General features: G+C 66.5%; 14 protein-coding genes. 7 read left to right on the top strand and 7 right to left on the bottom strand.

Annotation, left to right across the window (positions count from 1 at the left end):
* Window positions 1-16 precede the first annotated feature (16 nt).
* The gene (locus tag Q8O14_11460; protein MDP2361348.1) at window positions 17-1,666 is read left to right on the top strand and encodes a hypothetical protein; all 1,650 of its coding nucleotides are present in this window, start codon (window positions 17-19) and stop codon (window positions 1,664-1,666) included.
* A gap of 85 nt (window positions 1,667-1,751) precedes the next feature.
* Here Q8O14_11460 and Q8O14_11455 read toward each other — a convergent pair whose 3' ends face one another.
* The gene (locus tag Q8O14_11455; protein MDP2361347.1) at window positions 1,752-3,257 is read right to left on the bottom strand and encodes a S8 family serine peptidase; all 1,506 of its coding nucleotides are present in this window, start codon (window positions 3,255-3,257) and stop codon (window positions 1,752-1,754) included.
* A 331-nt stretch (window positions 3,258-3,588) separates the two neighbouring features.
* On the opposite strand from Q8O14_11455, the gene Q8O14_11450 reads away from it, so the two are divergent.
* Window positions 3,589-6,732 (top strand): S8 family serine peptidase, encoded by a 3,144-nt coding sequence (locus Q8O14_11450; GenBank protein ID MDP2361346.1) that lies wholly within the window; start codon window positions 3,589-3,591, stop codon window positions 6,730-6,732.
* A 1,243-nt stretch (window positions 6,733-7,975) separates the two neighbouring features.
* Here the strand turns inward: Q8O14_11450 and Q8O14_11445 are convergent.
* The gene (locus Q8O14_11445; GenBank protein MDP2361345.1) at window positions 7,976-9,892 is read right to left on the bottom strand and encodes a VRR-NUC domain-containing protein; all 1,917 of its coding nucleotides are present in this window, start codon (window positions 9,890-9,892) and stop codon (window positions 7,976-7,978) included.
* Window positions 9,893-10,479: 587 nt separating this feature from the next.
* On the opposite strand from Q8O14_11445, the gene Q8O14_11440 reads away from it, so the two are divergent.
* Window positions 10,480-11,457 (top strand): hypothetical protein, encoded by a 978-nt coding sequence (locus tag Q8O14_11440; GenBank protein ID MDP2361344.1) that lies wholly within the window; start codon window positions 10,480-10,482, stop codon window positions 11,455-11,457.
* 5 nt (window positions 11,458-11,462) lie between these two features.
* A complete protein-coding gene (locus Q8O14_11435; protein ID MDP2361343.1) occupies window positions 11,463-12,227 on the top strand; it encodes a SagB/ThcOx family dehydrogenase in 765 nt (254 codons plus the stop codon).
* A 1,002-nt stretch (window positions 12,228-13,229) separates the two neighbouring features.
* On the opposite strand, the gene Q8O14_11430 is transcribed toward Q8O14_11435, so the two are convergent.
* The 3 genes from Q8O14_11430 to Q8O14_11420 all read right to left on the bottom strand — a co-directional run bounded on the left by Q8O14_11430 (window position 13,230) and on the right by Q8O14_11420 (window position 15,433).
* On the bottom strand, window positions 13,230-14,381 hold the full coding sequence (locus Q8O14_11430; protein ID MDP2361342.1) for an acyl-CoA dehydrogenase family protein: 1,152 nt from the start codon (window positions 14,379-14,381) through the stop codon (window positions 13,230-13,232).
* A gap of 133 nt (window positions 14,382-14,514) precedes the next feature.
* Window positions 14,515-15,000, bottom strand: coding sequence for a hypothetical protein (locus tag Q8O14_11425; GenBank protein MDP2361341.1), 486 nt, complete (start codon window positions 14,998-15,000; stop codon window positions 14,515-14,517).
* Between the two features lie 28 nt (window positions 15,001-15,028).
* Entirely contained in the window at window positions 15,029-15,433 is a 405-nt protein-coding gene (locus Q8O14_11420) for a PepSY domain-containing protein (GenBank protein ID MDP2361340.1), read from the bottom strand.
* A gap of 119 nt (window positions 15,434-15,552) precedes the next feature.
* Here Q8O14_11420 and Q8O14_11415 point away from each other — a divergent pair, with 119 nt between their 5' ends.
* The 3 genes from Q8O14_11415 to Q8O14_11405 are packed head-to-tail and all read left to right on the top strand — an operon-like array spanning window position 15,553 to window position 19,506.
* Window positions 15,553-18,828, top strand: coding sequence for an LpqB family beta-propeller domain-containing protein (locus tag Q8O14_11415; protein MDP2361339.1), 3,276 nt, complete (start codon window positions 15,553-15,555; stop codon window positions 18,826-18,828).
* Complete coding sequence (locus tag Q8O14_11410) at window positions 18,825-19,175, top strand: peptide chain release factor-like protein (GenBank protein MDP2361338.1); 351 nt, start codon at window positions 18,825-18,827, stop codon at window positions 19,173-19,175. Before Q8O14_11415 ends, Q8O14_11410 begins: the two co-directional genes overlap by 4 nt.
* On the top strand, window positions 19,168-19,506 hold the full coding sequence (locus tag Q8O14_11405) for a hypothetical protein (GenBank protein MDP2361337.1): 339 nt from the start codon (window positions 19,168-19,170) through the stop codon (window positions 19,504-19,506). Before Q8O14_11410 ends, Q8O14_11405 begins: the two co-directional genes overlap by 8 nt.
* A 243-nt stretch (window positions 19,507-19,749) precedes the next feature.
* On the opposite strand, the gene Q8O14_11400 is transcribed toward Q8O14_11405, so the two are convergent.
* Window positions 19,750-22,218: a hypothetical protein gene (locus tag Q8O14_11400; GenBank protein ID MDP2361336.1), complete on the bottom strand. Its 2,469-nt coding sequence runs from the start codon at window positions 22,216-22,218 to the stop codon at window positions 19,750-19,752.
* Window positions 22,219-22,249: 31 nt separating this feature from the next.
* A partial coding sequence (locus Q8O14_11395) for a hypothetical protein (GenBank protein MDP2361335.1) occupies window positions 22,250-23,508 on the bottom strand: 1,259 nt, incomplete at its 5' end.

Raw genomic sequence — 23,508 nt, 5'->3', positions numbered from 1 at the left:
CAAATTCAGGAGGTCCATGATGAAGCTCCTTTCCAGAATTCCCACCCTGGCGGTGCTGGCGGCCCTGGCGGCCCAGCCGGCCTCCGCCCTGGTGGAGCAGAGTTACCTGCAGTGGCAGGAGTCCGGCGACACGGTGCCCAACAGCTCCGACGTCCGCGTCTACGCCCGGGCCTTGAAGACGGACTGCACGGGCATCTGCGATCCGCCCACCGACTGCGAGTCCATGACCAAGACCCTCTTCTACCGGGCCGAGGGCGAGACGCAGTACACATCCCTGGCCATGGAACTCAACACGGGTGACTGCTACACGCCCCTGAGCGAGTACTTCGCCGACATCCCGGTCAGCTCCCTCACGGGCAGCATCGTCGAGTTCTACTGCGAGTTTGCCGACGGCGACGGCGTGGCGCCCTTCACCGCCCGCCCGGGCAGCCCCGGCGCCACCTTCACGGCGGAGTCCCCCGCCTACTACCTGGTCCAGGACGCCACCAGCGACGATTTCGTCCTCCAGGTGACGGGCGACTTCCACTGCGTGACGCCCAACGGCCCCGGCCCGGGCATCTCCGGCTCCTTCAACGGGTGGACCTATCAGGCGATGACGCCCGCCGGCGGCGGCCTCTACACCTATGACATCCAGTGGCCGGCCGGCTCCGCCTCCACCATCGAGTTCAAGTTCCGCAACGGCACCAACTGGGAAAGCCTGGCGGGCGGCCCCTTCGCCAACCGCGAGTACGAGGTGGCCCCCGGTGCGACAGTGGACAACTATTTCGGCTACTGGAGCAACCAGGAAATCTGCCCCTGCGACGAGCATGCGCTCAACGCCCAGCAGCAGGTGGTCTTCCAGGTGGACATGACCCAGCAGGATCCGGCCAGCTACGCCGGCGGCGTCTCCATCCAGGGCAGCACGGCCCCGCTCAACTGGGATGCCGGCTCCCGACCCATGAACGACTTCAACCAGGACGGCATCTACACCCTGACCGTCACCTTCCCCGCCGGCACGATCAACACCACCGAGTTCAAGTTCACCCGCAACGATGGTTCGGGCTGGAGTTGGGAGGATACGCCCAACCGCTTCCTGTGCATGGCGGACAACGGCTTCCAGTTACTGACGCCGGTCTACTGGAACAACTTCCAGGCGCCCCAGGCCACCACGGTGGACATCGAGGTCCTCTTCGCCGTGGACGTGCGCTGCCTGGACGGTGTGCTGGGTGTCTCGGTGCAGGGTGGCACCTCGCCGCTGGACTGGACCTCGGGCAGCACGTCGCTGACCGACGCCAACCTGGACGGCGTCTGGGAAGGCGCGGTGGTCTTCCCGGCCGGCTCGCCCTTCGATGTGGAGTACAAGTTCACCCACACAACCGACGGCACGAACTGGGAATGGGAGGACAGCATCGGCAACCGCGCCCTGGTGCTCAGCGACGAGCAGCCGCAGGTGACCCTGCCGGTTGCGGCGTGGGACGAGTGGTTCTGCGCGCCGGAGCTGGCCATCAGCTACGCGGGCGGCCAGGTCACCCTCCAGTGGTCGGCCGTGCCCACGGCCACCAGCTACAATGTCTACAGCTCGATCAACGGCTATCCGGAGCTGAACCTGGAGACCAACACCGCCGCCACGAGCATCGCGCTGCCCGTGGCGGGCGCCAAGTACTTCGAGGTCCGCGCCGTCAAATAGGCGCAAGCTGAGCATCGTTCCTTGATAAAGGCCGGTTCCCGCAGGGGGGCCGGCCTTTCAGCATGGGAAGCTCGGAGGATGGTCCTCAATCCGGGATCAGGGCCCGCACGCGGTAGAGGCGCTGGCCGCGGGCCTGTTCCCGCGGGCCGCTGAGCCAGGCGGGGCCCGCGGTCTCGGCGATGATGGTCCAGGATCCCCCCAGCCCGGCGGAGGCCTCGACCAGATAGGCGACCGCCCCCGGCGTGGCGTTCCAGCTCAGGAGCACGGAGCCGCCCAGGGGCCGGATCTCCAGCCCGGTGACGCGGGGCGGCACCAACAGGAATAGGGCGTGGTCCATGCGCGCCAGGCCGTGTCCCGTCTCCAGATCCCAGCCCGGCTCGCCCAGGTCGATGGCCCCGGCCTGCAGGGCCGCCTCGATCTCCGCCAGGCCGGCCTCGGGCGCCATGGCCCGCAGCAGGGCGAGGCCGCCGCTCAGATAGGCGCAGGCGGCGGAACTGCCGTTGAAGTCCATGGAATAGCCGCCGCCCCGATTGGCGCTGACCAGCCGCGTCCCGGGCGCCAGGAAGTCCAGGCCCGGACCGTAGCTGCTGGACCACCAGGTCTCGCCATCGCAACTGGTCGGTGTCTTGCGCTCGCCGCAGGGGCTCATGGCGCCCACCGCCAGACAAATGGGCAGGCGGGCGGGGAACTCCAGTTGGGGGGCCCCCGAGTTGCCGGCCGCCGCCACGGTCCACATCCCCGTCCCGTAGGCCGCCGTGATGACGTCGGTGGCCGGGCCGTAGCTCTGCTCCAAGCCGCCCGAGTAGTTGGCGACCTCCACTTCAAGCTGGCGGGCGTAGTTGAGGGCGTTGGCCAGGGCGCTGGCGGTGCCCTGCCCGATGCTGTTGAAGACTTTGAGCGGCAGTAGTTGCGTGTTGCGGGACAAGCCGGCCAGGCCCACCTGGTTGTTTACCCGCGCCCCGATGAGGGAGGCCACCCGCGTGCCGTGGCCGTTGTCGTCCACCGCCCCGGGCAGGTTGGTGAGGAAGTTGAAGCCCGGCAGGAGACGACCGATGAACTCCGGATGGGAGGGGTCCACCCCCGTGTCCAGCACGGCGACCACCGGCACCCGGCCCTCCACCGCCAGATCCCAGGCCAGCAGGGCGCCCAGATCCAGCCCGGGAGTGCCCACCGGCTGTCCGGCCACATTGAGGGCCTGACCCGTGTTGTCCAGGGCCCATTGCTGGGGGAAGAGGGGGTCGTTGGGCGCGGTGGCGAGGTGGGCGATCCAGTCCGGCGTGGTGGAGCGGACCTGGGGCAGCTTCAACAAATCGTCGGAGAGGGCGGCCAGGTCCGTCTCTTCATCCACCTCCACCATCCACCAGGCCCCCAGGCGCCCCTTGCTCCAGGCCGCCTCGCCCCAGGCCGTGGGGAAGTGCGGACGCAGCGCCGCCCCCCGCCGGGCCAGCGCGTGGGCCAGGAAGACGGGGGCGCTGGTGTCGGCCGGGACCTCGCGCAGCTCCACCACCAGGCGGCCGGGAAGGTGATCCCGCGTGGCCGGAGCCGCCCATGCCCGGGGGGCAGCCCCCAGCAGGGCGAGGCCCAGGGCCAAGCGGCACACGAGATGTGGCGGGCGAAGCCGCCCGGGGCCATGGATTGATCTGTCGGGCACGTGGGCAGAACCGTTTGATTGTATGACGGCCCGAACAATGGGGAAATGAGCCTTGATTCGCAAGAAATGAAGCTGTGCGACTGGAATTGGCGCCACGGCCGGCCGATCATCCAGGCATCATGGAATCAATCATCCCGGCGCTCCCAGCTTCCCCTTGCCTCTTCGGCGCCGGTACCTTACGCTTCCGCCGTCCAACCACAATTGTCGCATCATCCAAGGCCCGGCCATCCGCCCCTGCGGATGCCGCGCCATGTGTCAGAAAGGACGCCTCATGCGTTTCCTGTTTCTTTTGCTGCTGGCCGGCCTCTTCAGCCAGGCCCAGGCCATCGCCCCCCGACCGGGGGCCTCTCCCGAAGCCTTGCCCGAGTGGGCGGTCCAGCTGGACGACCAGCCGCCCTGTGTCCGCGACCGCCTGATGGTCCGGATCAAGGCCGAGGCCCTGCCCGCCGGGCTGGCCGCCGCGCGAGTCCAACTGACCGATCTGCCCGCCCTGGAATCCTTCGCGCGGGAGAAGGGCCTGAAGGAAAGCCGGTCTCTCATCGTCCACGAGCTGGACGCCGTGGCCCTCGAGTCGGGCCATGGGCGGGACCTCGTCATCGAACTGGCCCCGGGATCGGATCTCAAGGCCGCGCAGGCGGCCTGGGCGGCGCGCCCCGAGGTGGAATGGGCGGAGTACGACTGGCTGATGCACGCCCTGGTCATTCCCAACGACCCCTACTTCAGCGGCCAGTGGGCCTTGCGCAACCTGGGCGGCGGCATCTACACGAACGACTGCGACATCGACGCCGAGCTGGCCTGGGACGTGACGACGGGCTCGACGGGGATCAAGATCGCCATCATCGACACGGGCGTGGACCTGGATCATCCGGACCTGCAGGCCAAGATCATCGCCGGCTACAACTTCGTCAGCAACAACAACAATCCCAACGACGACCACATGATCGACGGAGTCTACTTCGGGCATGGGACTGCATGTGCATCTTTGGCGGCTTCAATCACCAACAACACGACGGGCATGGCCGGGGTGGACTGGAACGCCCGCATCATGCCCATCAAGGTGCTCAACTCCCAGGGCAGCGGCACGACGACCGCCATCATCAACGGCGTCAACTGGGCCCGCACCAACGGCGCCCACGTCATCAGCATGAGCCTGGGCGGCGGCGGCTTCGACAACACCTTCAACACGGCCGTCACCAACGCCTACAACGCCGGCATTCCCGTCGTCTGCGCCGCCGGCAACGACAACTCGGGCACGGTGAGCTACCCGGCGGCCTACGCCAACGCCTACGCCGTGGGCGCGCTGGCCCCCTGCAACGTGCGCAAGACGCCCAGCAGCTGCGACGGCGAATGGTGGTGGGGCAGCAACTACGGCACGGCGCTCAAGATCATGGCCCCCGGCGTACTGCTGCGCAGTGCTAAGATCAACGGCTATGTCACCGACATGAACGGCACCTCCGGCGCCACGCCCCACGTGGCGGGGGCGGCGGCCCTGGTGCGCGGCATCAACACGGGCCTCAGCGCCCAGCAGGTCTACGACATCCTGAGCAGCACGGCGGACGATATCGGCACCGCCGGCTGGGACAACCAGACGGGCTGGGGACGGCTCAACGTCCACCAGGCGGTGCTGGCGGCCAACCCCGACCCCTGCGCCGGCGAGACGGTGCCGCCCTCGATCACCCACTCACCGCTCGGTGACACCTCCAACACGACCACGCCCTACGCCGTGAGCGCCACCGTCACCGACAACTGCACGCTGGTCTCCGTCACCCTGAGCTGGCGCGTCAACGGCGGCACCTGGACCAACGCGGCCATGACGGCCAACGGCAGCACCTGGACAGGCAGCATCCCGGCCCAGTCCGCCGGCAGCAACGTGCAGTACCAGATCGTGGCGCTGGACGCCGCCTCCAACACCGCCACGGGTGGCCCCTGGTCCTTCAACGTGACGGATCCCTGCCTGAGCGACGCCACCGGCCCCGCCATCCTGCCGGTGGTGCTCATCGCCGACACCTACGACCAGGTCGGTCCCTACGCCGGATTGGTCTCCATCAGCGACCCCTGCGGCCTCATCTTCCAGGCGGCCACCTTCACCGTGAATGGCGGCGCCTCCCAGAACGGGACGATCACGCCCATCGGCGGCGACCAGTTCAGCGTGGTCATTCCCGGCCAAGCGGGACCGGCCACCATCGTCTGGACGGTGACCAGCGCCGACGCCAGCCCCTTCTTCAACCTGTCCAGCCAGAGCTGGAGCTTCCAGGTGCTGGATCCCTGCGGGGTGGAGACGGAGCCGCCGGCGATCACGCACACGCCGCTGGCCGACTCGCCCGACAACACCCAGCCCTACGCCGTGACGGCGACGGTCACCGACAACTGCGCGCTGGCTTCCGTCACCCTGCGCTGGCAGGTGAACGGCGGCTTGTGGAGCAGCGCGGCCATGGGCTCCGTCGGCGACCAGTACTCGGGCGCCATCCCCGCCCAGGCCTTCGGCAGCCTGGTGCACTACCAGATTGTGGCGCTGGACGCCCGCGCCAACGAGGCGGTGGCGGACCACAGCTTCAGCGTGGTGGATCCCTGCGCCTCCGACCAGACGGGTCCGGCCATCGATCTGGATGCGCCCATCGCCGACACGCCGGACACGGCCGGTCCCTATGTCGGACTGGTGACCTTGTCCGACACTTGCGGCCTCTTCTATCAGGCGGCCACCTTCACCGTGAACGGCGGGCCGGTCCAGAACGCGACGATGGATGATCTGGGCGGCGGGCAGTTCAGCGTGGCCATCCCCGGCCAGGCGGCGGGCAGCGCGGTGGCATGGACGGTGACGGCCGTGGACGACAGCCCCAACCACAACGTGGGAAGCCAGAGCTGGAGCTTCCTCGTGATCGACCCCTGCGCCGCGGACCAGACGGCTCCCGCGCTTGAGGTGGTGACGCCCTTCGCCGACACCCAGGACACGGCCGGCCCCTACGCCGCCATCTTCAGTGCGGTGGATCCCTGCGGCGTGACGGTCGCGCTGGCCTTCACGGTGGACGGCGGCGAGTCCCAGGCCGGCGTGGTGACACCCCTGGACGCCGGCCAGTATCTGGCTGAGATCCCCGGCCAGGCGGCCGGCAGCGCCATCGCCTGGACCTTCACCGCCGCCGACGGCAGCCCGGCCCACAACCAGGCGGCGGCGGGGGGCAGCTTCCAGATCCTCACCATCCCCATCGAGGAGGCGCCCATCCTGGCCATCACCTGGACCGGGCCCGGCCAGGTGCAGCTGGCCTGGAACGAGGTGCAAAGCGCCACTGGCTACCGCATCTACGGCGCCCCCACCAGCATGGGACCCTGGACCCTGCTGGGCAGCACGGCGGCCACCAGCGCCGAGCTGCCGGTCCTGGACAACGAGCTGCGCCTCTTCCGGGTGACCGCCTTCAACTGATCCGCATGACCAGAACCTGACGGCGGTTCTCCGCACAAGGGGGCCGCCGCCCTGGGCAAAGGGAATGTCCAAAGGCCATGCCGCATTCGGTTGAATGCGGCATGACGGAGGATGTGCAGGCGTCCGGTGGAGGCGTGTGAGGACAGGTGTCCGACACTTCGTCGGACACCTCGGCAGCAACTGCCGTTCGTTATTCCCTAGAAGGTGCTGGCCGGTTGACAGTCCGCCGCTCCCGTCCACATTGCCGCACGAGATCGAGGACAGGGCCAGGCACTAATCCACCATCCGCCCTCCCATGTTGCCCGGCATGGAGTGCGGGCAGCCACGGAGTGTCCATTTTCAGGACAGGTGTCCGACGAAGTGTCGGACCACCTGGCCGAAACTGCCGCTCCCCGCGGGACCTGTTCCCCAGCCGCGCCTCCGGCACATTGGGGCGGGTCCACGTGTCCATCGCCATCAAATCTCGCCAGCATGCGGTTGCCATGGCCAGGATCGTCGTGATCGGGGCGGGCTTTGCCGGCCAGACCGACGCCCTCTACCTGGGTCGCGGCCTGGGGCGCAACAACGAGGTCGTCGTCAACGCCAGCAAGGACTTCTACTTCATCCCCTTTGGCATCCGCGGCATCCACATGCCCCCAGGCTCCCGCGTTGCCGGTAGCCATGAGTTCATAGAGGCCGTTTTCCGTCAGTGCGGCGCCGCCCCGCACGGGGATGGTGGCGGGCATCATCGGCCGCCTGTGCGCCCTCGTCATCATCGAACCTGTGGAGCACGGCAGGGCCTCGCACCGCGAGCTCATGAGCGAGATGGCCGCCGCCTGCATCGCCAGCGTGGGAGACAGCCTGTGGGACGGCAGCGCGGCCACCATCCTCATCTATACCGTCGTGCCCGACCCCGTGCGCTTCCCGGACGGCGGGCGCGACCCCTTCGTGACGCACATGGAGATGGGCTTGGCCGGAGCCTGGATGAAGCGCGTGATCCACTCGACCTTCTGCACAAGCTGCAGGGACAGCCGGGCTGGCGCTTCATCCGGGAGTAGGAGGGATTGTGAAGAACACTGCGCGAGATCGCTTCTGGATGAACTGTCGGCTCTACCAAGTGCTGCGCCTTGTCCTGCTGAACATGAAAATCCTGATGGCCGTGGACCGCTCGAAACGCGATTGAGGAGGCCGCTGATCAGCCAAGGGGATGTTCCCTTGGCTGTCTGTGGGACGGGCAGTCCATTGCCTACATCAGCTTTGTGGTCTATCCCCCGGACTGTCCACACTCGATCATGAGCAGCTCCACCGGCAGACCGCGCGCCAACAGCCAATCCAACCACAGCTGCTGGGCCAGGGACAGACGGTCGCCCGGACCCTTCACCTCCACAAGGCGCCAGTCGCGCAGGACGCCGCTCGTGTCCTCCCTCCACAGCAGCAAATCCGGCAGTCCGTGGCCGCACTCGGCGGGATGCTCAAGCAGGCGCTGGGCGAACTGGGCCAACAGCGGCCCGGGCAGCGCGGCGAGCAGCACCTCCAGTCCGCGGCGCCAGGCGACGGGGGAGCTGTGGGCCTGGGCGGAAATGCCCGGCTCGATCAAGACGGACCAGGCCACCAGCGGATTCTCCAGACCGGCCTTGGAACGCAGCCGCTCGCGGACGCCGGCGCGGTGGCGCTCCCGGCGCAGACGCAGACCGAGCCGGCGCCAGGCCTCGGCGCGTCGCTCCAGGAAGCCCGGACGTCCCCAATCGAGCGGGGCGGCCTGGTAGCGGTGAAGGAAGGCGCCGGGCACCGGCGCGAAGACGAGATCCCAGGCGGCCAGCCCCACCAAGGCCTTGAGCAGAAGGTTCTCGGCGTGCAGGCCCTGCCAGCCTTCCGCGCGGAAGTGCTCCAGGGCCCACTCCTCCACGTCCAGGGCGGCGCCGCCGGTCCCCTGGAGAAGAATGCGTCCCCCGCGGTGGCCGGGGTGGCGGATGGCCTGGCATGCGCGGAGCGGTGCCTCGCGCAGACTGTCGCGCTCCCCGGCCCGCCGGGCCAGCTCGTGCCGGGTGACAGGCCCGAGCGGCTCGGCCAGACCTTGCCAGCAGACCGCCACGGCCGATTCGGCCCGCCCGGAGTGGCGCAGATTGATGGACAGGCGCTGCCAGGTTTCGCCCCGCCGCCGGCCCTCGACCCCGGCCTCAAGCGCCAGGCGCTGCCAGCCGGCCGCCGCGCCCGGCCGTCCCAGGCGTTCCAGGAGCGAGGCGCCTTCCAGCAGGGCGGCCAGGCGGATCCGCCGCCGTTGACCGGCGCCCCCCAGCAAGGGCGGGAGCGTGCCGTCCAGCAGCTGGTCGGGGTCGGCCATGCGCCAGGCCTCGGCCAGCAGGTCCCGGCTGCGGCGGGCGAGGATGGGCGTCAGACGCCGCCCGCGGCGCCAGCCCTTGAGATGCCGCCGCAGATCGTCCAGGTCCTCCCGCAGGCGGTTGAGGCGCTCGCCGTTACGCAACAGGGCCTCCGCCTCGGCGCGGTCGCTGAAAAGCCCGACGGCGTCCGGCCTCACGCGCTCGAAACGCTGCAAGCCCATCTCCGCCACAATGAACTGGCTTAGATCCTGGTGGCGGTTGCCGAAGAAGAGCAGCTCGAGAAGTTGGAAGAGCAGGCGGTGGCGCAAGCGGATCCACTGGTCCAGGCTGCCCAGGCGCCGGGAGAGCGAACCTCCGTCCGGCCAGAAATCCAGTTGCCGGTCGTGACGGGCCAGGCCCGGGCCGGCGGGGGCGAAGAGGTTGGCCAGGCGCTCGCGGTCCCGCAGGGCGAGTCCGCCCGGACGCAGGCCGGCCATGCGCAAGAGGTGGCGACACTCGTCGTGGTGCAGGGTGGCCACCAGATCGCGGGGCGGCGTGGCCTCCGGCAGGTCGGCCTGGGGCCAGCGTTCCAGCCAGTCGGTGCGCTCCAGAATAGCCAGGGCCTCGTCCAGGGCGGGAATCTCAGCATAGGCCAGGCGGCTGCGGCGCAGCCAGCCCTCGCGGCGGGAGACGAGGCGCAGCAGCAGCCGGCGGGCGTGATCGGGCAGGGCGCGCACGGTCTCCAGGCGTGCCCGCTCCTCCGCCGTGAAGAGCAGTCCGTCCCGGGCCAGCACAGTGTCGGCCAGGCGATGGAAGTTGCGCAGATAGTAGGGGTCGCGGATGTCCGCTGCCGGTGGATCCATGACCCAAGGTAGGAGCGGCCGGGGACATGGTCCCGTCGCACCCGCCTTCCGCGAGTCCGAGGGATTTGGCCGCTGCGTCGCGTTCCTTCTCCGCCTGAGGTCCACTAGCAGCCAGTCGGGCTTGGGCCTTCGATGGGATTCGCGCCCTTGTCGGGACCGGCTTTTCGGAGATATCGCAGCGCATACTGGTGGCAAGTGCAAGAAAGCTGCGAACAATCCGGGCCGATAGGGGCGATGAAGACTGCGGAGCGGTGACTCGGAGCGGCCAAGTCCGACAGGCTGCCAGCTTGGTTCCTGCGAGGAGATGCGGCCCAGAACACCAGGTCGCGGCATCAACACCTGCGCGTGGGCCTTGACACGGACATGGGTCCAAAGCTCCAAGGCAGGCCGACCCCCGATTGCCCGACTGTCATTTTCCTCTTGTTCGGATGAATTGCAATTGGTCTCTTTGGCGGCCCGACCTTGAGCACAGCAAGGACAAAAGCATGAAAAATCCAATTGGAATGACAGCACCCGTGGCCCGGATCGCATGGGCCGCGTGCCTGCCGCTGTTGGCGGCTCCGCCCGCCTCCGCCCTGTTATGGGGCGTGAAGACACATGACCCGGTCACCGGTCCACCCGCCACCCTGTTCTGGCTGGACGAAGCCACCAGCGCCTGGGGACAGGTCGGACCCGTCACGGTGGGGGGTGTGCAGGTGGACACCGACGGCCTGGCCCCGGACGGCTCCGGGCAGCTCTTTGCCTGGCACTGCCAGGCCGGAGGATCCACCCTGCTGCGCCTCGACGAGGCCACGGCGATCGGCACGCCCGTGGGCGGTCCGCTGGCCGGCCGCAACATCCGTGGCGCCACCTTCACCCTCAGCGGACGCCTGCTCGCCTTCGACGACACGGCCTCGGAGTTGCTCGAAATCGACCCCGCCACCGGCTTGGTGGTGGGCGACCCTGTCCCGCTTGCCGGCATGGCGCCTGGAGGGGCCGGCCAGGCGGGTGACCTGGCCCAGGACTTGGACGGCCACCTGCTCTTTGCCACGGGCAGCCGTGTGTTCCGGCTTGACCGGAACACGGGACAGTTGACCCTGCTCTTCGAGGACACACAGGATCTTGGGGACGGATTCCCTCCCTGGAACGCCGGCCTCGCCCTCTCCCCGCAAGCCCCGTCGGACCGTGCGCTCTACTTGTACGAAGTATCCCAACATGACGGCCTCTACCGCTACGCCTCCAGTTCCGTGTTCACGCGCACCCTGATCATTCCGCATGTGGTGCCAACCTACAACGCGGGACGCGGCGATTTGGCGGCCCTGCCCTCGGCGCGCACCGAGATCACCAGCATCCGGGTGGAGGAGGGGCTGGCCGTGCTGGAGGCCTTCTGCTGCGAGGAGATCTGGGTGGCGGTGGAGTACACACCCGTCCTTGATCCACCCACGTGGTCGGAGGTGGCGGGCACTCTCGTCCAAGTACCCCAGAACCCGGAGGGGATCGCCACTTTCATCGCGTGGGATGCCCTGCCGGCGCCCGGCGACCAGGGCTTCTGGAGGCTGACAAGCAGTCTGGAGGATCCGCAGTGAGCCGCATCGATCGTGACCTGGGACGTTGGTTCCTCACGGACCGCATCCGCCTGGAGACAGATTTCAGCCGCACGCCGCAGCAGGTGGGGCAGCCCGCTCCGCCGGTGGAGAAGCCGCTTCCAGCGGAGGCGCGGCGCCTGCCGCTGCCCGCACCCGGCGCCTGGTCGGGCATCCGCCCCGTCAGCGTGGAGCAGGCCCTGGCCGCCCGCGAGAGCCACCGCGCTTTCACCGCCGCCGCACTCAGCCTGGACGAGCTGGCCTTCCTCCTGTGGAGCACACAGGGCGTGCGCCGCAAGCTGGGCCAGCGCGCCGTGCTGCGCACCGTGCCCTCCGCCGGCGCCCGCCACGCCTTCGAGACGGCGGTTCTTGTCCTGCGCGTGGCCGGCCTGGAGCCGGGCCTGTACCGCTACCTCTCCCTATCCCATGAGCTGGCCTTTCTCCATGCCTTGCCGGATGCCGCCCAGGCCGTGGCCGACGCCACCCTGGGACAGGATTTCATCGGCGAGGCGGCCGCCGTCCTGATCTGGACCGCGCTACCTGAGCGCATGGAATGGCGCTACGGCGAAGCGGCCTACAAGGTGATGGCCATCGACGCCGGACACGTCTGCCAGAACCTCTACCTGGCCTGTGAATGCGTGGGGGCCGGCACCTGCGCCATCGCCGCCTACGACCAGGCCCGCATGGATGATCTGGCCGGGGTGGACGGCCAGGACGAGTTCGTCATCTACCTTGCGCCGGTGGGCAAGGTGGAGCGCGGGCGGGAGGACTGAACCGGCAAGGCCCTTCGGCGCAAGCGCCGCCTCTTCCCGCTTTCTTTTCGCATAAAGAAAGCGGGGCAAAGAAAAGGCTGGCAGGCCCTGACCGCCGTTGTTTGTGACACGCGCGGGGTCGCGCGTATCAGCTCTTCCTGGTCACCATTTCTTCGGCCTCTGCGCGCGCATACGCTCAGACGCCGCGCTGCGCGCGACGTCCCGGCGTGGCGCGCACGACGAGGCCGAAAAGAGGGCATTGACATGCTAGGTGTAGCTTCGCCGGATATGAGACATGGCCAAGTGGGGTGAAGGCCGAAGGCCTGAACCAATTGCCATTGGCAACCGGCTTACATCATCCGGCCCTCTGTCCGACGCCCGCCGTGAGGCGGGCTAGTCAGGGCCGGTGATGTCTTGGAGAGCGCTTCTTTGGCGCCACCTTTCTTCTCGCGAGAAGAAAGGTGGGAAGGTGGCGCGGCATCTCTTCCCGCTTTCTTTTCGCGAAAAGAAAGCGGGGCAAAGAAAAGGCTGGCAGACCCTGACCGCCGTTGTTTGTGACACGCGCGGGGTCGCGCGTATGAGGACTTTGTGGGCACCTGCTCTTCGGCCTCTGCGCGCGCATACTTCCCGCCTTCGCTGCGCTACGACGGTCAGTCGCGACGCGCGACGAGGCCGAAAACAGGGAACAGACTTGCCAGGTGCAGCTTCGCCAAGGATGAAACATCACTACGTGAGGTGAAGGCCGCAGGCCTGAACCAATTGCCACGGCAGGCGCATCAGGTGATAGGGCCCTCTGTCCGACGCCCGCCGTGAGGCGGGCTAGTTAGGGCCGGTGATGTCTTGGAGAGGGCTTTCTTTGGGCACCTTTCTTTCGCCCGTGAAAGAAAGGTGCAAGAGCGCGGCGCTTGCGCCGCAAGACCTGGCGTCACGTCGCGTGACGAGGTCTGAATCTGGACCTTGGGGCGAACCCCCATCCCGGCCTTCCCCCTGGGAGGGGGAAGGAACCAGCCATGCGAGAGGCTGCTAGCCCAACAGCAGCTTGGCGATGGTCATGAGCTGCATGTTGGTCGTGCCCTCGTAGATCGTGCCGATCTTGGCATCGCGGTAGAACTTCTCCACCGGATACTCCCTGACGAAGCCATAGCCGCCCAGCAGGTCGACGCAGAGGCTGGTGACCCGCTGCGCCATTTGGCTGCTGATCAGCTTGGCCACCGCCGCCTCGCGCACGAAGGGCTGGCCCGTCTCGCGCAGGCGGGCCGCGTTCCAGACGCAGAGCCGCGCCGCCTCCAGCTCCGCCGCCGCCTGGGCGTACTGGAACTGGACGCCCTGGAAGGCGGCCAGGGGCTTGTTGAATTGCTTGCGCTCGGTGAGATAGCCCCTGGTGTAGTCCAGGCAGCCCTGGGCCAGGCCCACCATCTGGGCGCCGATGCCGATGCGGCCTTCGTTGAGGGTCTCGATGGCCACCTTGTAGCCCACGCCCACCTCGCCCAGGACATTGGCCTTCGCCACGCGACAATCCTTCAGCACCAGCTCGCAGGTGGAGGAGGCGCGGATGCCGAGCTTGTCCTCTTTCTTGCCCACGCTGAAGCCCGGCGTGTCGCGTTCGACAAGGAAGGCGGTGATCCCCTTGTGGCCGGCGGCGGGATTGATGTTGGCGAAGACGATGAAGAGGTCCGCCTCGCCGGCGTTGGTGATCCACAGCTTCTGGCCATTGAGAATGTAGGCGTCGCCGTCCTCCTGGGCGCGGCAGGCCAGGGCGAAGGCGTCGCTGCCGCTCCCCGCCTCGGAGAGGGCGTAGGCGCCCAGCCACTTCTCCGCCAGCAGGGGCAGATAGCGGGACTTCACCTCCTCGCTGCCCCAGCGAAGAAAAGCGTTGATCACCAGGGTGTTCTGCACGTCCACGACCACGGCCACGGCGGCGTCCACCATGGACATGGCCTCGATGGCCAGGCAGCTCATGAAGAAACTGCCCTCGGCGCCGCCCCACTTCTCCGGGATCTCGATGCCCATCAGCCCCATGTCCCACAAGCTCTTGAGCAGGGCGGGATCGACCTTGCCCTCATGGTCCATCCTCTCGCGCAGGGGCAGGATTTTCTCCCGGGCGAAGTCCCGCACGGTCTCGAAGAAGAACTGCTCCTCCTCGCGGAGGGTGGTGAGGGCGGGATTCTCGGACATGGGACTCTCCTGCTGCAAGGTGTCGCGATCGAAATGGCTATCGGTATCGCATTCTCGCTCGCTATCGACGATGCCCTGCCATCTACAGGGCTCTCGTCGATATCGATATCGATATCGATATCGAATCGGGGAGCTACTTGTACTGCACCTTCGTCGCGAAGAAGGTGATGTCCTGCAGCTGCTTTTCCTTCTTGGCGGCCTCGTCCGTGTTGACCGGGGCCTTGCACACGCCGGACTCCTTCTCGGCCTTGGCGATCTCAGCCGCCTCGCCCCCGGCCGCCTCGTCGGCGCAGTAGTCCAGATAGCTGGCCACGGCGTAGCCGGTCAGGGTGCAGGACTTGCCGGCAGCCTTGGTGTCGAAGGTGAAGGCATCGTCCTTGGCGCGGACCAGGGCGAAGAGGTCGCCGTCCTTGTAGTCGCCCATCGCCACCCACATCTTGCAGCCGCTCATGCAGGCGCCGACGATGGTGCCCTTGAGCACGATCTCCTTTTTCTCCAACTGGTCGATGTTCTTGGCCAGCTCGTCCAGGGTGTAGGACTTGGGCTTGGCGGCGTGGCTGAGGCCGACGGCCAGCAGCAGGGTCAGGGTGGCCAGGACGGCCTGCTTCAGGGTGCGCATATCATCCTCCCGTGGTTGGTTGCCTCTATCACCAGCGGGACCGCTTGCGGATCCGCCAGTACATCCAGATTCCAGTGATCGACAGGGTGCCCAGGCTCAAGGCCATCAGATCGTAGAACAGCCGCCCGGGAAGCCCGCCGAAAAATTCGCCATTATGCAAATCGATCACCAGCCACATGATGGGCACGCTGTGGGCCTCCTCCGGGAAGAGGTCGGCCAGCCCCTGGGCTGCCCGCGTGCGATCCAGCCGCTCCTGGTAGCTGTCCGGCAGCATCCATGACGGGATGCGGGCCGTCTCCAGGAAACTGAAGTCGTGGCGGTGATTGTAAAGAAAGCCCGTGAGGGCGATGATCAGCAACACGATGCTGCTGAACAAACTGACCAGCTTGAAATATCCAAAGCTGAAGATGTGGACCTTGCGCCACGTTTTCATGCACGTCCCAAGCTGTCAGCGGCTTGACAATGAAGCATTCGACCCCTGCTTTGTCCACCGACGCTTTCCCGGGTGGAAGGCGGGACAGGGAGAATCGTTCCCCAGACCAGGACGCTCATATGCATTCCTTGATGAGACGGGCGGCGGGAGCCGTCCTTCTGCCGGCCGCCTTGGCCATGGCCGCCGCCGGGGACCCCGGACCGGCCAGCTGGCACCGCCACCCGGCCCTCTCGCCGGACGGCCGCCACATCGTCTTCTCCTCCCTGGGCGACCTGTGGGTGGTGGCGGCGGCGGGGGGCCAGGCCCGTCCCCTCACCCGCGGCGAGGCGCTGGAGACCAAGCCCTGCTGGTCGCCGGACGGGCGCATGATCGCCTATGCCAGCGACCGCCACGGCAATTTCGACGTGTTCGTGATCCCGGCGGAGGGGGGCGCCGAACGCCGCCTGACCATGCTTTCCACCCACGACACGCCCTGGACCTTCAGCGAGGACGGGACGCGCGTGCTGTTCAGCAGCGGGCGCTCCGGCCTGCCGGCCAGCCGCGCCTTCCCCGCGGGCTGGCCGGGGGAGATCCACAGCGTGTCCGTGGCTGACGGCTCCACGCGGGCCGAGCCCTTGCTGGCGGCGGAGGACCTCAGTCTGGACGGGCGGGGATGGCTCTACGAGCGGGTGAGCGCCGTGGAGGACGATTTTCGCAAGCGCCACCAGAGCAGCGCGGCGCGGGACATCTGGTGGCGGCGGCCGGACGGCAGCCAGGTCCGCGCCACGGAGTGGCCCGGCGAGGACCGGGAGCCGGTCTGGCGCCCGGAGGGAGGCTTCTGGTTCTTGAGCGAGCGCGGCGGCAGCTTCAATGTCTTCGCCGGTGACGCGGGTGGTCCGGCCCGCCAGTTGACCCGCCACGAGGGGGAGCCCGTGCGCTCCCTGTCCGCCAGCCGCGATGGCATGCTCTGCTACAGCCAGGGCGGCGCCTTGTGGACCCTGCGCGAGGGCGGCGAGCCGCGCCGCCTGGAGGTCGAGCTGAAGGCCGACCGGCGGGCGGCCCATCCCCAGACCCTGCCCCTGGCCGGGGAGATCAGCGAGGCCCGCCTCTCGCCGGACGGGACGGAGATGGCCTTCATCGCCCGCGGGGAGGTCTTCGTGGCCAGCGTCAAGCACGGCACGACCCGCCGCCTGACGGACACGCCGGAGCAGGAGCGCGACCTGGACTGGGCCCCCGACGGCCGCAGCCTGGCCTTCTCCGGGGAACGCGGCAACTGCTGGCGCATCTACCGCGCCACGCTGCCGCGGAAGGAGGACCGGCGCTTCACCCAGGCCGCCGAAGTGCGGGAGGAGCTGCTGGTGGACGGCCCCGAGGACTGCTTCCAGCCGCGCCACTCGCCGGACGGGAAGGAGCTGGCCTTCCTGGCCAAGCGCACGGAGCTGCGCGTGGTGACGTTGGAGGGCCGCGCTGTGCGCACGGTGCTGCCCGAGCGCCTCAACTACAGCTACATGGACGGCGACCAGAGTTACGAGTGGTCGCCCGACGGCAAGTGGTTCACCTTCCACTACCCGGACAAGGGCCGCTGGTCCAGCGAGGTGGGCGTGGTGTCCGCGGCGGGCGGCGCCGTGTCCAACCTCACCCAGAGCGGCTTCGAGGACTACGAGCCCCGCTGGGCGGCCAACGGCAAGGCCATCCTCTACCGCACCGACCGCCAGGGCCTGAAGAGCCAGGGCGGCTGGGGCGGCCAGGAAGACGTCTACCTGCTGGCCACCTCGAAGGAGGGGCTGGAGTGGTTCCGCCTGTCCGAGGAGGAATGGGAGGCCAGGCAGGAGGCGGACAGCCTGGCCAAGGAGAACGAGGAGGACGGGGACAAGGGCAGGAAGGCCAAGCGCAAGGGCAAGGAGCGGGATCTGGCGAAAGAGGAGGCGGCGGAGGATTCCGTCCGGGTGGTGCTGGAGCTGCCCGGCGCCGAGCGGCGCATCCGGCGATTGACCACGGTCTCCAGCGTGCTGGCGGATTTCACCTTGAGCCGCGACGGCGAGACCCTCTACACCCTGGAGCGGCACACCAAGGGCTTCGACCTCTATGAGACCAAGCTGCGCAAGGGGGAGGCCCGCCGCCTGGCGGAGCTGGGACTTGACCATGGCCATTTCGTGGGGGCCACCGCGGAGGCCCTCTTCATCCTGGCCGAGGGTGGAAGGCTGCTGCAGGTCAAGCTGGGCGGGGAAGAAGTGGAGGACCTGGCCGTGCGGCCCGAGATGACCCTGCGCCAGGACCAGGAGTGGGAGTACCTCTTCGACCACATCTGGCGCCAGGTGCGGGAGAAGTTCTACCAGTCCGACCTGCACGGCGTGGATTGGGACGCCCTGCGCGAGACCTACCGCCGCCACCTGCCCGCCCTCGACCACCCGCGGGACTTCGCCGAATGCCTGTCGGAAATGCTGGGGGAACTCAACGCCTCCCACACGGGCTGCTTCTACGTCGGCCGCGACGAGCAGGGCGACGCCACCGCCGACCTGGGCCTGCTCTTCGACCCGGCCTGGGAAGGCCCCGGCCTGCGCGTGGCCGAGGTGGTGGCGGAGGGCCCCTGCGACGCCAGCGACTCGCGCATCCGCCCCGGGCACCGGCTGCTGGCGGTGGACGGCGCGGCCATGGGCCGTCCGGAGGCCGGCTGGTTGGCGCTCAACCGGCGGGCGGGGCAGCGCCTCCTCCTGCGTCTGGCCGACGAGCAGGGGCGGGAGTACGAGCAGCAGGCCAAGGCCGTGGGCTGGGGCGAGCGTCGCCGCCTGCTCTACGAGCGCTGGGTGGCGCGCAACCGCGCCGAGGTGGAGCGCCTCTCCGGCGGCCGGCTGGGCTATGTCCACGTGGAAAGCATGGACGGCCGCAGCTACCGCCGGCTCATCAGCGAGGCCCTGGGCCTCCATGCGGACGCGGAGGCCCTGGTGGTGGACAGCCGCCACAACGGAGGCGGCAACCTCACCAACGAGCTGGTCTCCTTCCTGGGCGGCCGGCGCTATTTCCGCAACGTGGTGCGCCCGGACGACCACGTGTTGGGCGAGGAGCCCTGGCAGTTCTGGCTGCGGCCCTCCATCGTGCTCATGAACGAGGCCAACTACAGCGACGCCCACTGCTTCCCCTACGCCTACCGGGCCAGCGGCCTGGGCAGCCTGGTGGGCATGCCCGTGGCCGGCACGGGCACCAGCGTGTGGTGGGAGGGCCTGCCCGGCGACCTGGTCTTCGGCATTCCCGAGGTGGGCCTGCTCACGGAGGACGGCACCTTCCTGGAGAACCACCAGCTGGAGCCGGACCTCCTGGTGGACAACCTGCCGGACAGCGCGCTGGCGGGACGCGACCTGCAGTTGGAGGCCGCCGTGGCCGAGCTGCTGCGCCAGCTGGAGGAGGGCCGCCCGCGGTGAGGGAGGATCTGCAGGAGCTGCTGCGCTGGTGCCAGGTGCGCCGCTCGCGCGGCTCGGGACCGGGCGGCCAGCACCGCAACGTGACGGAGAGCAAGGTGGATCTGCTCCACCTGCCCAGCGGCCTGCGCGTGGTCTGCGACGAGACGCGCAGCCAGCACCAGAACCTGGAGCTGGCCCTCGCGCGCCTGCAAGGCCGCCTCGAGGCGGCGGCCCGCGTCCGCGCGCCCCGGGTGGTGCGGCAGAAGCGGCTGCGGCGCGTGCAGGAGAGCATCCTGGCGGACAAGCGGCGGCGGGGCGAGATCAAGCGCCAGCGGCGCGGATCAGGCGGGGAGGGTCGGGATGGCTGAGGGCACGAATCCCCTGGATCCCCTGGCGGCGCGGCGGCCGCCCGGGCGGCGGCATCCCTGGTGGTGCTGGCTGGTGGGCTGGGGAGTCTTCATGACGGGCAGCGTCATCGCCTGGGTGGTGTTCACGGCCATCTGGCTGCTGGCCGAACCCACGCGCAACACGGGCCTGGCCATCCTCGCCTTCTTCCTGCTCTTCTCGCTGACGGGCGCCTCCAGCGGCCTGGGCATCTTCCTTTACCACCGCCTGGGCCGCCGGCACCAGGAGCGCACGCTGCTTCATCAGCACGGCGAGGCCTTCGACGGGGACTGGCGCTCGGGGGATGGCGACTGAAGCACTAGCTTTGGTGTCAGCTTCGGTGTCAGGCATGATGCCTGACACCAAAGCTAGGAGCGCACGCTGCTTCACCAGCACGGCGAGGTCTTCGGCGGGGACTGGCGCTCGGGGGATGGCGACTGAGACAGGATCCTTCCCGCCCTTGCCCGCTCCCACCGCGCTCCCCGACCTGAGGTGGTGCGGCAGCTTCAAGGTCTGACCAACCATCTGGCCACTGACCACTGGGCACCGACCACTGCTTCAGCGCAACAGCGTCACGGCGCGGCTTTCCGCGCGGCCGGCGCAGGTCATGACGACGATGTAGGTGCCGCTGGCCAAGGAGCGCGCCTCCAGGGGGAAGACGTGGGTCCCGGCGTGCATGGGACCCTGATGGAGCAAGCCAACTTGCTGCCCCAGCAAGTTGTAAACGGCCAAGGTGAATGCGGCCGGGCTGGCCAGGGTGACCGGAACCCAGGCCACTGGGTTGAAGGGGTTGGGCCAGGGCGCGCCCAGGGAAAAAACCAGGGGTCGCACTTTCGGCTCCCACGTGGGAAGGTGGGTCCAGGTGGTGTCGTAGAGGGCGGCATGGGGCCCACCCGTGAAGCCCATGTCATTGCGCAGCGTGCCCTGGCTGGGCCAGAGGGCGAAGCCGGGGGTGGCCGGGTCCTCCCGATCATGCCAGCGGGGATCCGGATCACCGGCGTCGATGCAGGGGGAGAGCGGCGAGAGCCAAGGTGAGCCCAGCAAGTCGTCGAAGAGGGGGTCCACTCCCACCAAATTGCCAAAGCCTGGACGCACCTCTGGCAGCAGGCAGTATTCATAAGTGACGGGCTGCCCATTGGGGTTCTCGAACAGAATCGATTCGTTGTTGAAGAACAAGCTGTTTCGGATGACTAATCCTGGATGCGTGGCGGAATTCCTAACAATAAATGGAAGAGTACTATTATCGACAGTTATATTTGCCACTTCTGTCAACTGATTTGATTTAATGACAAATGACAATGCGTTTTGATAGCAACTAATGTATGGATACGCAGTATAAGACTCTTGTTGTTGAAGATTAGAAATGTGAATGTTACGTATTTTTGCAGTGAAGTTCGTGTCAGTGCAACCAAGCGCTAATGCGGCTCGCCTGTTATCAATGATTCTAATATTGCTAACAATCAACTCACCTTTATTTCCAATCACTATACCTCCATCATCACAGTCGATCAGATTTACATTTCGTATTACACGCGCAATAACACTACTTCCTCCATTAATGTTTACATTGCTGCCGACATAGTTCATTCCTCCTGGAAGGTTCACCGGCTCCACTTCTGGTATTATGTTTGGCTGACGATTTCCTATAAAATCACATGAGTCAAACTCTACATACTGAGGACGAACATCATGAATTCCATCAATCAGCCTGCCGAAGTTTGGGTCAGTAATCCCAGCATAAACATCCGCCATGTCATACACATCGGGATCAATGTGCAGGTTGTTGATGAAACGCATGTTGCGGTAGAAGAGGGAATCCGCCACGTGACCCTCCAGACGCAGCAAATGCCCCCCGCTGGTGTACTGACCGGGTGGAGCCATCGACCGCTCCAGCACGTTGTCCGCGTAGATGGCCCCATTGATACTCAAATCCTTCACTATGCCGTTCTGGCCTGGCCAAGTGGGTGTGAAGCGGCCCGGGCTGCCCATGTGGTTGCCGATGACAAAGAGGTTGGACATGGTGCCGGGTATGATGCTGTTGAACAAGGCATAGGACTTCGCAGATGTGTTGTGGCATATGAAAATACTGTCTGCAACGAAGCTTCCATAATTTCCCAACTCAAATTGCATTCCTCCATTGGGAAAATCATTGTTGCTCATATGTATATTCTTCAATTCTGCTAAACCATTATGACCTAATACAAATGCAAATCCACCACCTTCATTGAAAACATTATTAGATATGCTGACATTTGAAAGCTTCATATATTCACTCATACCATACAAATCATATGCAGCCAACTCTATCGGTGTGCATCTAATACTAGTCAATCCGGAAAAAGCACAATCATCAACCAATAATGAGTCACTCGCTCTCAATGTATATTGAATATATAACGTCTGTTCCTGCGTCGAAATCCTAAGTCGATTTGCGCTAATTGTCTTAGCGTAATATATACTTAATGCGCTATAAGATGAATTATATGAATTTGTAAAGATGTTGTCAAAGCAATTCACATTGTTCAATACAAAACGTGATGTGCTTGGGTACTGAAAGTCAATGTAAAATAGGGCTGACCCTCCGCGTGGTGCGCGATTGTTATGAAAGACCAGATTATTCAGATACACGGATCCGGCATGAATGAAATCAACTCCGCCACCTGTTCGATCTCCCGTGTCCGAATCATAGGCCCCTTGGCCCCGCGTCATGGTCAGGCCGTTCAGCTCCAGGTGACTGGCTGGATCCATGTCCACCGTCAGGATGGTCCCGGCAAACTGTCCGTCCAGCACCGTCGCCACAATGTCCGCACTGTCCTGGCTGAAGATGTAGTTGGAACACAGCGTCACACGGCCCGAGCCGATGTGCAACTGCTCGTGCCAGGTGCCGGGGCCCACCACCACCGTGTCTCCGTCCATGGCTAAACCGAGTGCCGTCTGGATGGAGTCCACGTCCTGGGGGACGCGGATCAGGCCCTGGGCCAAGGTGGGGACCAGGGCCAGCAGCAGGATGAGGGGGCGTGCATGCATGGACCTCTCCCGTGTCTTCAGCGCAGCAGCGTCACGGCGCGGCAGGGTGTGAGACATCGCCAAGGCGTCCTTGGCCGACGATCGGGTCGTCGCACCGGGTCAGCGGCGCGCCCGGGTCGGCCCAGGCAGGAATGCGACCCTTGGCTTGAACCGGTGTCGAGCAACTGCTACCCCAGAAATTGCCCGTGTAGTTTGTCGCGTCCGGCGCCACCTGGCCTGTGGTCGGCCCGTCTCCCAGGTGGGAGATGAAACTGAACAAGGGCAGGTCCATGACGCCGTTGTATATGAAGTTGTTTGCACCGTCTTTGATACTTATCGTTGAGTTGTGAAGAAATATTAATTGCTCAATAAAAGCGACTGAAGAGACTCCTGATTTAAAGCTATTGTTGGCGTGATGGCTCATATCCAAAAAACTTGAACAGGATGAGATGGCACGGAACCTGCACTCTTCGAAGCGATTGCGCTCCAACCTGAGCGCCGTGTCCTGCAGGTTCAAGGAAGGCGAGGTCGGACTGCCGCCCGCGAAGCTGCAGTCCGTGACCTCGATGGATCGTCCCGGGAAACTTCCGTCCACCAGCAGGGCATGGCCCGCCTGTTCGCGGGGCAACCCGAAGTGGCAGTGGCGCAGATGGACGCCGCTGCGCACCAGGGCGACCTGGGAGGCCGGCAGGGGCGCTGTGCGGAAGTCGAATCCGGCAAGCTCTCCCGTGCAATCGACGAATTCAATCCGCGTGTCAGGATTGCCCAGGGCGCTAAGAACGGAGTTTTGCGAGGCGAAGGTGGCAGGGCTGAACTCCAGCCGACAGGCGGCAAACACCAAACGCGTTGGAAGGCCATGGAAGAAGGTGCCGCGCAGGACCAGCTCTTCGTCCCGGGTGCCGGACAGGGTGAGGGCCTCGGCGAAGTCCGGGACCTCGAGACGGGTCAGCCCGACGAAGGCGCTGCGCTCGCCGTCCGGCGCACCGATGTGGAAGCGTCCCGACCGGGCACGCCCCACGATGGTCAGGCGGGAGGCGGCCCCCAGGCGGAAGATGGTGCCGGGCGGCATGGCGCCGGAGTAGGTGACGGTGATGTCCCCCTGCTCCGGGATGAGGTACCAGCCCACGGGCAGCTTCGCGTGGGTGCTTGACAGCTCCACTGACGCGAAGACCTCCCGCCAGCCGACGTCGGCGCGGGTGAGGTCGAAGTCCAGGGGCGCGGCGGGATCGCCCGCGTCCAGGGCCGGCGAGTTCCAGCGGAGGTGAAAGTCCCCGCGGCGGGGGTCCACCAGGCCCAGGTCGGACACGATGC

Source organism: bacterium (assembly GCA_030685015.1).
GTDB lineage: Bacteria > CAIWAD01 > CAIWAD01 > CAIWAD01 > CAIWAD01 > CAIWAD01.
Note: the sequence above shows the minus strand (reverse complement) of the source record. Positions and strands in the feature narration are given on the sequence as shown.